The 13,509-nt window shown below is 42.0% G+C and carries 10 protein-coding genes; 1 reads left to right on the top strand and 9 read right to left on the bottom strand.

Annotated elements, in window-relative coordinates; genetic code table 11:
• Nucleotides 1-44: 44 nt before the first annotated feature.
• From QUB80_RS28330 to QUB80_RS28290, 9 genes are all read right to left on the bottom strand, one after another.
• Complete coding sequence (locus QUB80_RS28330) at nt 45-1,319, bottom strand: glycosyltransferase (protein ID WP_289792810.1); 1,275 nt, start codon at nt 1,317-1,319, stop codon at nt 45-47.
• Between the two features lie 275 nt (nt 1,320-1,594).
• Nucleotides 1,595-2,737, bottom strand: coding sequence for an acyl-CoA dehydrogenase family protein (locus tag QUB80_RS28325; protein WP_289792809.1), 1,143 nt, complete (start codon nt 2,735-2,737; stop codon nt 1,595-1,597).
• Between the two features lie 54 nt (nt 2,738-2,791).
• Nucleotides 2,792-3,982, bottom strand: coding sequence for a GNAT family N-acetyltransferase (locus tag QUB80_RS28320; RefSeq protein ID WP_289792808.1), 1,191 nt, complete (start codon nt 3,980-3,982; stop codon nt 2,792-2,794).
• A gap of 123 nt (nt 3,983-4,105) precedes the next feature.
• Nucleotides 4,106-4,603 (bottom strand): aromatase/cyclase, encoded by a 498-nt coding sequence (locus tag QUB80_RS28315; RefSeq protein WP_289792807.1) that lies wholly within the window; start codon nt 4,601-4,603, stop codon nt 4,106-4,108.
• A 14-nt stretch (nt 4,604-4,617) separates the two neighbouring features.
• Nucleotides 4,618-5,937, bottom strand: a complete 1,320-nt coding sequence (locus QUB80_RS28310) for an aspartate aminotransferase family protein (protein ID WP_289792806.1) — start codon at nt 5,935-5,937, stop codon at nt 4,618-4,620.
• A gap of 27 nt (nt 5,938-5,964) precedes the next feature.
• A complete protein-coding gene (locus QUB80_RS28305; RefSeq protein ID WP_289792805.1) occupies nt 5,965-6,777 on the bottom strand; it encodes a fatty acid desaturase in 813 nt (270 codons plus the stop codon).
• Nucleotides 6,778-6,902: 125 nt separating this feature from the next.
• Nucleotides 6,903-7,970 carry an SDR family oxidoreductase gene (locus tag QUB80_RS28300; protein WP_289792804.1) on the bottom strand — a complete coding sequence of 356 codons (1,068 nt, stop codon included), beginning with the start codon at nt 7,968-7,970 and terminating at the stop codon, nt 6,903-6,905.
• A gap of 49 nt (nt 7,971-8,019) precedes the next feature.
• The gene (locus tag QUB80_RS28295; protein ID WP_289792803.1) at nt 8,020-9,189 is read right to left on the bottom strand and encodes a nitric oxide synthase oxygenase; all 1,170 of its coding nucleotides are present in this window, start codon (nt 9,187-9,189) and stop codon (nt 8,020-8,022) included.
• A 6-nt stretch (nt 9,190-9,195) separates the two neighbouring features.
• On the bottom strand, nt 9,196-10,266 hold the full coding sequence (locus QUB80_RS28290; protein ID WP_289792802.1) for an SDR family oxidoreductase: 1,071 nt from the start codon (nt 10,264-10,266) through the stop codon (nt 9,196-9,198).
• A gap of 1,236 nt (nt 10,267-11,502) precedes the next feature.
• On the opposite strand from QUB80_RS28290, the gene ftsH reads away from it, so the two are divergent.
• On the top strand, nt 11,503-13,428 hold the full coding sequence (gene ftsH / locus QUB80_RS28285; RefSeq protein WP_289792801.1) for an ATP-dependent zinc metalloprotease FtsH: 1,926 nt from the start codon (nt 11,503-11,505) through the stop codon (nt 13,426-13,428).
• The last annotated feature ends 81 nt before the right edge of the window (nt 13,429-13,509 follow it).

Raw genomic sequence — 13,509 nt, 5'->3', positions numbered from 1 at the left:
TATTGACAAAATTCACAAAATAGATGTTTAGCGATCGCTTCGTTTTACACCGCTGCCACAACAGGCTTTTGCTTAGATATGGCAAGTTCTACAATGTCAGCTGCTCGTCTAACTCCACCTGCGCGTTGAATTGCTGCTTGTAACCTAGATGCATTATTTTTATAGGAATCTTGACTTAGCACTTCTTGTATGCATGTTCGCAGCTTAGGGATGCTTAACCTAGCTAAGGGCACTTTTACCCCTGCTCCTGTCCAAGCCAGACGGGCTGCTGTACCTGGCTGATCGCTAGTAATTGGAATAGCAACCATCGGTACCGCATTGTTTAGGGACTCAAGAACAGTATTCAACCCTGCATGAGTAATAGTGAGGGTGGCTTTCTGAAGTAGTTCCATTTGAGGTGCATATTTAACTACTAAGGGTTTTCCAGGCAGTCCTTTTAAATAGTCCGGGTTACTACCACCAAGAGAAATCACCAACTGCACATTTAATCCATCACAAGCCTCAGCAATACAATGGAAAACATTCATTAAGCGATTTTGTATAGTCCCCATTGAGGCATAAATCAACAGCTGTCCAGTCAGCTTTTCCCAGGGGAAAGGCACAGCTTCCCGACTGGCTGATTCATGGTAAGGGCCTGTGAAATGGAAGCATTGGGGTAAATGCTGCCTTGGAAAATCAAATTCAGCAGGTATCTGACTCAATTGGGCTAATTTGGAACAGGAATCGTTAACGCGATCGCATGGGGGCAAATTCCAGCTTTGGCGATACTCGTTAATCAGCTTTTGAATTGGTTGAGCGATATGATTGAGCAAAGAGTAAGCGGCTCGGTTCCGCAGATGTGCCCACTGTGCAGAGTTATAGCTCCAAGATGTCACAAAGGGGGGAACGCCGTCTTCTTGATTAACGGGCAAGGCACTGCACACTGTAATGAATGGAAGATCCAAGAATTCTGCAACACTCCCTCCCTCTAGTGTCATTTGGTTTACCAGCAACGCTTCTACACCAGCGTTCTTGAGTGCTTTTGGGGCATCACGAAGTACCATCGCAGCTTCTTTTTGTATTAAATTCAGGTTATATCGCAGTGCAGCAAAGCCGCTCAAGTTACCAAGTTGTGTCAACGATTGTGCCGCGATCCCCAAAGGATAATCAGTTTCTCCGATTCTCCAGAAATTCAATCCAGCTGCCAGTGTTTTTGATTGCACATCTGCGATGCCAAATAGGGTAACGCGATGTCCGCGTCGTTGCAGTTCGCGTCCTAAAGGTAGCATTGTGTTGAGGTGACCAGTTTTTGCGGGACAGAGAATGCCAAAATGAGTCATAACTAAAGTAAATTAAACGATTTAACTAGAACTACAGTTGCACAGCCTTATGTTTGTTGCTTTTGCAGAGATATTCTTTGTAAAGTTTGCTGTTTAAGGATTTCCAGCTTTATCCTCTGTTGTTAAACTTGGCAGTCACCAGAGAGAGGATGAGGATAAAGCATGAAGTAAAAGAAAAACTTTTTCGATTTTAAGCCCCTAAAAATTGTGGGGTACTTTATAATTGACACTTCACACTTCAGCCTTATTTTGCAGTCTGACAAAAAAGGATTAACTTACTGGATGAGCAAAGTTTCTCCTGCTAAGTATTTATCCAAAGCAGGTGATATGCTAAGACGTGAAGGAGGGTGAAATGCTAGTGGACGGGCAGCAGTAAACAGGTAAGCAACTTCAGGTGAACTGATAAATGCCATACCCCCTAATAACTCGACCGCATGAGCAGTAACACGTTCTATAGCTCCTTGCACTGCATAACGCACAAACAGTGCACGTGCTAGTTGATAGCTACCTTGGTTGCTGTCGCTAACCATCATTGACTGGGCTAGCCCTTCTAATGCAGCCATCGCTCCCTCAACTTCAATCGCTAAAATTGTCCGCTCAGAGGGTGTACCCTTGCCAGCTGCAATAGTTCGTTCTACTAAAGCACTAGCAATACCAAGGTAGGATGCAGAAATAAGCATTTCAAACCAAAGAAAACCCCTTGTTTGGACATAATCTAAATTTTCAGCACTGCCAGTATAAGAAATTAGTTGTTCTGGAACTTTAACATCGTGAAGAACAACTTCATCGCTTTCTGCACCCGCTAGTACTGAATTAGTCCAGAAGGGACGACGCTCAGTTCCTGTAGTATTTGTCGTCGGGATAATAACGACCGCTAATTCGCTACCATCTCCTGATTTGCTGGGAATAGAAACACTTGCAGTCAGCAAATCCATTGATGCAGATAAGCTACAAGGCTTTTTACTACCACTAACTGTCACACCGTCAGCTGTACGTTTTACCTGCATATTTGGACTGAGAATGCCTGCACCTGTCCGTCCTTCTGCAAATCCGGAAGCTACATACAGGTTTTGCTTGGCAATTCCCTCAAGTAACATCCACTCAAAGCCAGTTCCTGAACCTTGGGCAATCATCTCCACAATGGTTGCAACTGAAAAATGATGCATCGTGGTGGCGATCGCCAGCGAAGGCGCACGGCTGGCGATCGCTCTTTGAATCCGAACAGCTTCCACAGGAGTTGCTCCTAAACCCTTATACTTGGTTGGAATTAATAAACCAGGGCCACCAAGTTCACGAAATATTTTTATGGCTGGATTTTGTGGCTTTTCCATTTCCAGTAAAGGAATGTACGCCAATTTTTCATCAAGGTCTGGCAGAAACTTTGTCAGGATTGTTCGTTCTGGTTTGAGAAAATTCATCTATAAAACTCCTATTTACTGTGAAATATTTATTAGATAATTGGCAAAAATGGGCTACTGTTTATAAATGTTGTATGACGGAACTAAGGCCGGATTAGGAAACAGAATATTCAAACTCTTACGAATAATCCAATTAAGTAGAAATCCCGTACCTTTTATATACATATAGAGTGGCGTTTGATAGGAGCCTAATTTGGCTTTGAAGGTGTCTGCTGTTTGACCAAAGTCAATTTTTGATACATTCTGTTTCAACGCTTCATCTAGAGCAGCATACATTAAATTGAAATAGAGGTCTGACTCTGCATTTAAACTGTAATCTAATCCGCAAAATAGGTAATGAACACTTGATTGCGTACAAATAGAACAATTGAATGCCACTATCTTGTCATCTTTATAAACAAGAGTGAAAAGTAATTGCCCAGGAAAATAAATTGCTAACTCTCGAAAAAAACTTATAGGTAGAGTCTCCAGTTGATTTTCAGACTTTTGGACAACTGCTTCATACAGTTGATGTATTTCTGGAGTATATATTTGCAAAATTTTTTCTGTATCCTTCAACTGGACAACGCGAAGACCAGCTTTTTCAAATTTCCGTTTTGACCTTTTAATATCATTGCGATAGTGGGACTTTAAAGCAGCACAGTATTCCGAAAAATTAGCAAACTTTGCCTGAAAGCTATGCATGGGTAAACTTTCTGCTTTGAGATAATTAAGCTGTAGCAGTGCATCTAGTTGATTGCATTCTTGGGAATTAAATTCTTTGTAAATAGTAAGCTTTATTTTTTCTTTGGCTACAATAGTATTCATAATACTATCAAGCAATTTTAGAATCAACTCCTGATTAGCATTTTCTACAAAAATTAAATGGTTTTTACCGATAGAAATAGGTAACCCACAAAAAAGAACATTTAAATATAAAAATGATGGCAGCAAACGTCTAACATGAGTAATAAATTCTTTAGTGCTTTTGCTAGCAACAACTCCTAAGTCAGCTTTAAATGTAGATAAACTAGTACAAGCAGACGGATTACCATTTTGGTCATAAAAAATGACATACCAGAATTTGCTAAAGCCCGCCATAGTTTTTTCAATTGTCAATAAGAATCCAATATCCATGTAAACATTAGAATCACTTGTCTGACAAACTTGCTTCCAATCGTCTAAATCTACGTCAAGGATTGAATTATACAATTTATAAGAGTAATTATTCTCAGCTTGAATTAAGCAGTCAATGGCTTTCGTCATTTATTTGTACCATCTCTATAATAGAAATAGATTTCAAGTTAAACCAAAACTATTTTCTGTTTTGATAGTTCCAGAACCAATCTACAACTATCAAAACAAGATGAGGATTCCTATTTATGCAACTTATGCTGCTGAAACTTGATCTGGTGCTTGTGTCTGTGATAAATTAATTTGAACTGGTAAAAATTCCACTTCTTCACCAAACAAACCCCTAATAATTGCTGTAATATTTTCCTGTAGTGCCTGTATAGCAATAGGGTCAAGAATTGGACTTAAAGAGGGAATACCCATGTCAAACTCAGCTAAAAATAGTATCAGGCAATCATCTTCTTGATTTTGAACTTTCCACTGTCCAGAGAAATGTTCAACATCACCTTCAATCTGATTGAAGCTAATCGTATAATTTGAGGGATCAAATACATCTTCTTCTGTCCAAGACATCACACCGCCCCGAAAATCAACTTCCCAAGTAGAAATAGTTCGTCCGTCAGATAATACTTGGCTAGTGACGCTATGTACAGCTTGACTATTGTTTGGATACGAATCAAAGTCGCAGAGAATCGGATAAATTTCTTCGGCACTGCGAAGGGAAACTTTAGCGACAATTTCTAGGTATTGCATGGATAAAATCTCCTTTATGAATTAGCGATATTTAAAGATGAGTTACGTTTAGAAAGAGCGATCGCACTGTCTGAAATTGCACTCAGCAGCCAATCAATATCTGACTCGCTCAGAGTTGCCGATGGTGTCAATCTGACAACACGGTGAGCATTAAGCGAATAGGAAACCAGCACATTTCTGTGCATGAGTTCAAACATGAAGTCACCAGCCAGATAATCAGCTTCAAACTCAATCCCAATCAACAGTCCGATCCCGCGAACTTCTCGAACTAGATGGGGACATATTTCGCCAACAACTTTCTGCACCTCGACAACTAACTTTTCACCTAGTTCTTTGGCTTTGGGTACGATATTCTCGTTTTTAATGACGTTAATTGCTGCTCGTGCGGCAACTGTGGCTAAAGGACTACCTGCAAAAGTTGATGTGTGCAACAGCGGATCTTGATTAAGCCTTTCATAAGCTTGAGCAGAAGCAACAGCAGCACTGACAGGTATTACTCCTCCACTTAAAGCCTTTCCTACCAAAAGAACATCAGGAACTACTTCTTCTCTATCTGCTCCCCACCAAGTTCCCAGTCGTGCGAGTCCGGTTTGAATTTCATCCAAAATCAAAAATGCTCCATAGTGGCGGCAGAGTCTCTCTACATCGCGCAAGTAGCCTTCGTAGGGAACAATGACACCGCCTTCTGCCTGCACAGGCTCCAAAATAACGCAGCATTCATGAGCGTTATTAGAAAGTACATTCTCCAGTGCTTTTGGAGCTGCAAAGGGGATAAACTCGACTTGTGGGAGCAGAGGCTGGAAAGGCAAGCGATAGGCTGTACGACTGGTAACACTTAACGCTCCCAATGTCTTACCGTGGAAGCCTCCTTGCATTGCAACTAGCTTGCGTTTGCCAGATAAACGCGCTAGTTTGAGACCGGCTTCTGTGGCTTCCGCACCAGAGTTACCAAAGTACACGTAGTCTAAACCTTTGGGAGTGACAGAAGCTAAAGTTTCTGCTGCCGAAGCTAATTCAGCATTTAAAAGCGCACGAGTTGATAATGGATGACGCTCCAGTTGTGCTTTCACAGCTTCGATGACGGTAGGATGACAGTGACCGATAGTAAAAACACCGTAACCACCACAAGCTAAATACTTCTGTCCGCGTTCATCAAAAACGTAGTTTCCAGAAGAACGAACCTCAACATGAGTACCCATTAATTCCGCCAGCTTGGCAAGAGATTTATTAACGTGTCGTTTTTGCCCTTGGATTACAAGCTGTCTAAACTTAGCTGCTTGATGTGAATCTGGGTATATTTCCATACTTTCAAGCATTTGTTGGCTTTGTTTCATCTCACTCTCAATTTCTAAATAGATTGATTAACTAACCTGAAAATGTGGTTTGATTGGCACTTTCTGTCCCTGGTTTTGATGTTCTAGCAATGCCATTTCTACTAAAGGCATTGCCTTGCCGTAGCGAAACCAAGGAATACCGGGCCAAAGATGATGGACAATATGATAGTTTTGATTCAGCATCAGTATCTGCAATAGTTGCCCCTTAAAGATGCGTGTATTTTCCAAAGGATGCTGGGACTCTTGAGGAAAATGCACAGCCCATGCAACCGTTAGTTCAATTAACGCTCCAGCCATGAGTAGTGGAATAACCCATAACCATAAAACATCTTGCAGATGACCCATGCAAGCCGCACTGATGACCGCAGACAACTGCAACCCCACCGTTATTAGATGTTCAATTAATTGTGGATGTTTGTTAGACCACAAACGGCGATTAATCATGAAAGAGTTGTCGTGTGTTAAACGAACTAAAGTCCAAAGAGGTAACAACCAGCGTGGTTTTCTACCGATCACATAGTCCGGGTCGGATTCTGGATGATTTGTAAATGCGTGGTGCTGGGGGTGCAAGATACGAAACATTGGGAACGTTGTACCCTCTAGCACTGCTGCGATGCGCCCAACCCAGTTGTTAACCGTGCGATTGGGATGCACCAAGCGGTGTACAGCTTCGTGATTCACTGTATACAGAGCGTACAGACATAATAAGTTAATTGCTGCTGAGGCTTGAAGAGGCAAATATTCTAAAAGATAGGCAATAATTGATGCTGAAAAGATGTTAATGATAGCGACAAATAGTAACAGGGTGGGATTGCCAAAGGTGCTATTTGGTATTTGCATTAGAGAGTGGTCAATCTCACACAACCTCTGATTTACTAACTTACTTTCCACGTGTGCCTCACTAGCTAAATGCACTGTAATTTGAGCAAGAGTTTTCTACTCTTGCTCTTGAGACTTGCAACTATCTATGCAAATACTGGTGTCAAAGCCTGGCCTTCCAGATGCTGGCGAATTTGAGATTTGTTCTTGTCGCTGACTTGCAGATAGTCATTATTCAAGAACCATTCAATTGCCTTAATAGCAGCTTGTTTGACACTGCTTTTGGGTTCAAACCCCAACTCATTTTTTGCTTTGCTGGTGTCGAGGTAGTAGTAAAGGCTGGAGAATTTGACCATCGGTGCGGTGTAGAGCGGATGTTGATTGGTGATGTGGTCAGAAATAAATTCTAGAATTTGAGCTAGCTTCACAGCACCCGCATAGGGTAGTTTCAATTTGGGAGCGGGAACTCCAGAAATTGCTTCTAAAGCTGAGAACAAATCTACGACAGAAAGGTTTTCATGTCCTAGAATATAGCGATCGCCCACCTTCCCTTTCTTAGCTGCTAGGATATGACCGTAAGCCACATCATCAACATCGATGAAATTAGCACCGCCATCAATGTAGCCTGGTATCCTGCGGGCGAGAAAGTCTAGAATCAGCTTCCCTACAGGGTTTGGCTTGATATCTCTTGCACCTAAAGGAGCGGAAGGCATAACAACAACTATCGGTAGTCCTTGCGCTGCGAATCGATAAGCTTCAAACTCAGCAGAATATTTCGATTGCTCGTACTCCATCGACATATCCCACAGATTGAAATTATGATTCTCCGTTGTGGGGGTGTCCTTTCCGTAACTACCAATTGTAGAGATGGTACTGGTGTAAACTACTTTCTCTACATCCTGTTTCAGTGCAGCAGAAAAAACATTTTTTGATCCCTCAACATTAACCCAGTCAAACAGGTGGCGGTCTTTACGAGGAACCCAAAAAGCTACCATTGCAGCACCGTGATAAACAGAATGACAGCCCTGCATCGCCCGTGCTACCGAATCATAATCGGTAATATCTCCGTAGGCAATTTCAATATCCAGTTTCTCCAAATTTCTTAGATCCGAACCCTTTCTGACTAACGCTTTGACTTGTTGACCATCTTCTTGAAGTTGACGAACAATAGCAGAACCTACAAAACCTGTAGCACCAGTGACTAAAGCTTTCATGATTTATTCCTCCAATTATTGAATTAGAAAAGTGACAAAACTGTTGTTTTTAGTGACCGAATGGACAACCAGATTTTTTGTGAGACGCAAACTGTCGCCAGGGATCGGGCTGCGAAAAGAAGTTGGGCTTTAGCTCAACATTTTCATAGTTGCGGTGGAAAACTGGCGTCGTTGAGCCAGATATGGGAGGTACAATCCATCCCCAATCGGCGTTGGTGGTTCTTCCCGCAAGTGCTTCGCTTTTCTCAAATTGCACGAAGCGACGAGTTTCGCTGTGGTGGTCAACCATAGTCACGCCAGCACGTCGGAACGAGTATAGAACCGCAACATTTAACTCAACTATGGCGCGGTCTCGCCACAGGGTATGGTCATAGCGTGTATCTAAACCCATTCGTTTTGCCACAACGGGCAATAAATTGTAGCGGTTCTCATCTGCAAAGTTGCGAGCAGCAATTTCCGTACCCATGTACCAACCACTAAAGGGTGCGGCTGTATACTGAACCCCGCCAATCTCTAGCATCATGTTGCAAATAGCTGGTAGCGCGTGCCATTTGAGACCAAGCTCTGCAAACCAAGAGTAATCAGGATGCTGGATTGGCACTTCCAGCACTGCATCGCCAGGTAACTCAAACAGCTTTGGACGCTGATTTGGCATCTGAATCACGATGGGCAGGATGTCAAAAGGTGTACCTTCGCCTCCTTTCCAACCCATTCGCTGCAAGAGTTCTGTGAACTCGGCATACTTCGGGTCACCGACAACCGAACCGTCTGGTTGCCGATAGCCTGCGTAGCGAATGAGCTGATCGTTCCAAATGCGGATTCCAGGTTTGCCTGGTTCTTGCGGCGCAAATACGGTAGCAAGGGATTTGATGCGACCACCGTTAGTGCATAACCGCAGATGCTCAACCAAAGCCTCGAATATTTCTTCTGCCTGATTCAAGCTGCGGCGATCGCGAACTTCTAGCGAGTTCCAATAACTACGTCCCACGCATCGGGTACTGTTGCGCCACGCCAATTTTGCTCCATAAGCTAATTCATCAAAGCTTTGCCAATAGGTTCCTGTTTGCTCTACCTCGCTCTCTATTTCTGCAAATCGACTTAAGTAAGATTCTTGAATTACTTGTTCTTCTTGCAACAATGCCAGAAATGCTTTGGCGTCAGATAAAATAGTGTTATACGTTCTAAAACCGTGTTGCAAGGCTAAATTGTTGATTAGCATAGTATGTCAACATTCGCATTTAGCAAGTTGGACACGGTCTTTCTTAGCTTTTGCACCAGAGCAGACCCTTGTTTGACTAGCCCAGTATTCGAGGCTGTGTGTTAAGGCAGTTTCCAAATGTGGTAGCGGTGCTACACCAAAGCGAGTTTCCATCTCTGGTAATGACATGGGGAAGGGTTCCTCATTACACAAGTAAGGTGCGACTTGAGCAAACCAGTCAAAACCTTTTTTGACGGATTTTGGTAACTCTGACATAAAGGCAGGACGGATCAGACGATCTACAATATCAGGGCTGACCATGCGTGGTATGTTAATTTCTATACCTTGATTTTTGCCAAATTCTGCAATTAAATCTGCTATCTGGCGTACCATTAAGGCTTTATTTCCAGAAGTGAGCCAATATTCACCCGCTACGCAATCATGCTCAATCAGTCCCGCTATAGCATTAGCAACAACGTCTTGAGGAATAAAATCTATATATGCTTGCGGTAACATTGGCAGGATGGGCAAAAAACCTCTAAAAAGCGAACTGATGATGTTATAAATGCCCTGAAAACGTGCAATCTCACCTGATGTGGAATCGCCAATCACTATCGAAGGGCGAATAATTGCATAGGGCAATCGGCTCTCTCTAACTAACCGTTCTCCTTCTCGTTTCGAGATAGTGTATGTATGCTCTAATGGCCCATCTTTGCGCTGATGAGGACGGATAAAAGCAGTACTAATATAGTAGAAAGGAACTTGAGCGATCGCCGCTAATTCCAGCATATTTTCCAAACCGCGTACATTTGTGCGGTGAATCAATTCATCTGTTTCACCAAAATCAGTGATCGCAGCTGAATGCACAATGCAGTCAACGCACTTTGCCATATCTTTTAATTGTGTCTGACTAAGACCAAGCCCAGGCAAGGAAATGTCACAAGGAATGGTAGTAGCATTAGGATGAGAGATTGGCTTTCTGTATGTTAGACAAATAACTGAATGTGCGTGAAGTCGGGCTAATAAGGCTTGACCAACTACTCCTGATGCACCAGTCAGCAGGATTGTTTTCCTCTGAGGAAACTGATTTATGTACACTATTTTTAATCCTTAACTACAAGTGAATAATGGGATTAACCGTTATCCAGTAAAATGGTTACAAAACATCAAATAATCACTATTTTTGCAAGTGTTGTATTTCTTGTTTTTATTTTTTGTAATTCACTTGCAAAGCAGAATTATTGTTTGATAAGGATAGATAATGATTGATATCCTGCATTTGTTGTAACAGAAATTCTACTTCAGTCTCAAGCTGGCAAAACTTTAATTGCTGCTCAAATGGATACAAGAACTGTTTTCGCTCCATTTTGGATTTTTGCTCCATAATATGAAATACCAAGGACACAAAGAAGGTAGAAAATCTTTGATTTTTGATACCTCAAAAACTATTGCAGACATTTTTTATTTCATCTCATGTTATTTTGATACCTGTTCCTAGTTTTACAACTTCATTTACTACCATATAAGTTCTGCACTTATTCCTTAACGATTGCTTGTTAATTTTCTACAGCGTTGCCGAATAGTTTTTCGGAAAAATACAGATTATTTTTGATAGCCTCCTTATTTAATTCTGGTACAGGAGAAATTATTAACTCCCGTCTACTTATACGAATTAGTCCAAATGATTATGCAAGGCATTTATAAATTGTTACATAAGATTATTTTTTCAAGGAAAACACTTTAAAACAACAAACTAAAGCATTTCTAAAGAAAGGCATTACTGAATAACCTTTGAAGCCTACTCCAAATTTAGAGAGCGATCAGGGAGAACTAGGGGAGGCTGAAGCGCTCAAAAACTCGTGCATTCATTAGAGCGAGAAAAATTTCATCCTGATTTCATTTTGTTGTGGTATGTCAGTCTTACACTATATCTGTCTAACTTTAAATTCAGATTTTGTAAAATATTTCATCTTGATTTCATTTTGTTGTGATATATCAGTCTTGCACTACATCTGTTCAAGTTTTAAATGAGGTTTTGCGATAAATTTCATCCTGATTTCATCTTATTGTGATAGGTCAGTCTTACACTACATCTGTCTAACTTTTACATGAGGTTTTGCAATAAGTTTCATCCTCATTTCATCTTGTTATGGTTCCTATCTCATACCTGCTATCTTAAAAGTGAGGATTGGCAAAGTATTTCATCTTAATTTCATTTCCTTGTGAGAACTTGATTATAGAGTTCTCTCTTTAGCTATAAACGACAAACACAATATATATATAGATATCTGCATTCAGAATTTATAACTAGAACGTTTAATTTGGAGAATCACTATGCCCGTTGAAAAAGATGGCAACCTAAATACCCCTAATCCCCATCATTTTGGCGGTAGCCTGCTGATACTCCTCTTTTTCCTGTTTCTGTTCCACTTTTTCATTGCTCCGGGAATGCGTCCCTCAAAAACTGAAGTTCTCTACAGCCAATTCCTCGAAGATATAAAGGAAGGCAAAGTTGCCAAGGCTTTAGTGGGAGAAAACCAGATTGAGTACACTCGCAAGACAGAGCAGTATCAAACTCAGCAAAATCAGCCTGCTCCTCCAGAAAAAGTCTATGTCACCACACCCATCCCCAATGACCAGAACCTGCCAAAATTGCTCGAAGATAAAAATGTGGAGTTTGGAGCTATACCGCCGGATCGCGGCAACTTTTTGACTACCCTGTTAGGCTGGGTGATTCCCCCACTGATTTTCGTTGCTATTTGGGGCTTTATATTAAATCGTGCTCAAGCAGGAGCTGGAGCAGCCCTGACCGTAGGTCAAAGCAAAGCCCGTATTTATTCTGAGGGTAATAATGGGGTCACCTTTGCTGACGTAGCTGGAATTGACGAAGCTAAAGAAGAACTACAAGAAATAGTTGAATTTCTGAAAAACTCTGCCAAATATACTCGTATTGGAGCCAAAATTCCCAAGGGGGTATTGCTAATCGGCGCACCAGGAACAGGTAAAACCCTGTTAGCTAAGGCTGTAGCTGGGGAAGCGGGAGTACCCTTTTTTAGTATCTCTGGCTCCGAGTTCATTGAATTGTTTGTCGGTGTAGGTGCAGCGCGGGTGCGGGATTTGTTTCAACAAGCGAAAAAACAAGCCCCCTGCATAGTTTTTATAGATGAATTAGATGCTTTAGGTAAATCTCGCGGTGGAACAGGGCCTGTCATGGGAGGTAATGACGAGCGCGAACAAACTCTAAACCAGCTTTTAACTGAAATGGATGGGTTTGAAGCTAATACTGGGGTGATTATTCTGGCGGCAACTAATCGTCCGGAAGTGTTAGACCCAGCGCTACGCCGTCCTGGTCGCTTCGATCGCCAAATAGTCGTTGATCGTCCAGATAAAAAAGGGCGGGAGGCTATTCTTCAAGTACACGTCAAAGCAGTTAAATTAGCCCAAGATGTGGACTTAGGGGTGATTGCAACCCGCACACCGGGGTTTGCAGGTGCAGATTTAGCCAATTTGGTGAATGAAGCGGCACTATTGGCTGCTCGCCAGAATCGAGAAGCAGTAACAATGGCTTCATTAAAATCAGCCATTGAACGGGTGATTGCGGGTTTGCAGAAAAAGTCCCGCGTCCTCAATGAAGTGGAAAAAAGAACCGTCGCCTATCATGAAGCAGGTCATGCGATTGTGGCAGCCTTAATGCCTGGGGCTGGCAAAGTTGAAAAGATTTCTATTGTTCCTCGTGGCATGGGAGCTTTGGGTTACACCTTGCAACTACCAGAAGAAGACCGCTTTTTGATGGCAGAAGATGAAATTCGCGGTCGAATTGCTACACTGCTTGCGGGGCGTTCTGCTGAAGAGATTTTTATCGGTAAGATTTCCACCGGAGCCAGCGATGACATCCAAAAGGCGACAGATTTAGCTGAACGAGTAGTTACCCTCTATGGCATGAGTCCAAAATTGGGACCTGTTGCCCTAGAAAAAGTACAGCAGCAATTTTTGGATGGCTTTTCAAACCCACGTCGTTCTGTCAGTCCGATGGTAGCGGAAACAATTGACCAGGAAGTGAAAGACATTATAGAGGGGGCACACCATATCGCCTTACGCATTCTGGAAACAAATCGTTCTTTATTGGAGGAAATGACTCAAGATTTACTACATACAGAAATTCTGGAAGGCCAACAACTACGCCGTTATTTAGACCAGGTTCAAGCACCAGCAGAATTAGCAGTCTGGTTAGGCACAGGTCAAGTGTTATCTGTAAATTAGCCAAACTTCTTTGTACACTATTCGTGCCAGTTTTATATTTGTGAAATATCCTGGTTATGATGTTTTTTTCAAACTTACAGT

The organism is Chlorogloeopsis sp. ULAP01, from assembly GCF_030381805.1.
Classification (GTDB): Bacteria; Cyanobacteriota; Cyanobacteriia; order Cyanobacteriales; family Nostocaceae; genus Chlorogloeopsis.
This window is presented reverse-complemented; position numbering and strand designations above follow the sequence as displayed.

What these genes read in the sequence shown, in the direction of transcription:
- QUB80_RS28330 (WP_289792810.1), bottom strand. Translation starts at nt 1,319, where the DNA reads ATGACTCATTTTGGCATTCTCTGTCCCGCAAAAACTGGTCACCTCAAC.
- QUB80_RS28325 (WP_289792809.1), bottom strand. Translation starts at nt 2,737, where the DNA reads ATGAATTTTCTCAAACCAGAACGAACAATCCTGACAAAGTTTCTGCCA.
- QUB80_RS28320 (WP_289792808.1), bottom strand. Translation starts at nt 3,982, where the DNA reads ATGACGAAAGCCATTGACTGCTTAATTCAAGCTGAGAATAATTACTCT.
- QUB80_RS28315 (WP_289792807.1), bottom strand. Translation starts at nt 4,603, where the DNA reads ATGCAATACCTAGAAATTGTCGCTAAAGTTTCCCTTCGCAGTGCCGAA.
- QUB80_RS28310 (WP_289792806.1), bottom strand. Translation starts at nt 5,937, where the DNA reads ATGAAACAAAGCCAACAAATGCTTGAAAGTATGGAAATATACCCAGAT.
- QUB80_RS28305 (WP_289792805.1), bottom strand. Translation starts at nt 6,777, where the DNA reads ATGCAAATACCAAATAGCACCTTTGGCAATCCCACCCTGTTACTATTT.
- QUB80_RS28300 (WP_289792804.1), bottom strand. Translation starts at nt 7,970, where the DNA reads ATGAAAGCTTTAGTCACTGGTGCTACAGGTTTTGTAGGTTCTGCTATT.
- QUB80_RS28295 (WP_289792803.1), bottom strand. Translation starts at nt 9,189, where the DNA reads ATGCTAATCAACAATTTAGCCTTGCAACACGGTTTTAGAACGTATAAC.
- ftsH (WP_289792801.1), top strand. Translation starts at nt 11,503, where the DNA reads ATGCCCGTTGAAAAAGATGGCAACCTAAATACCCCTAATCCCCATCAT.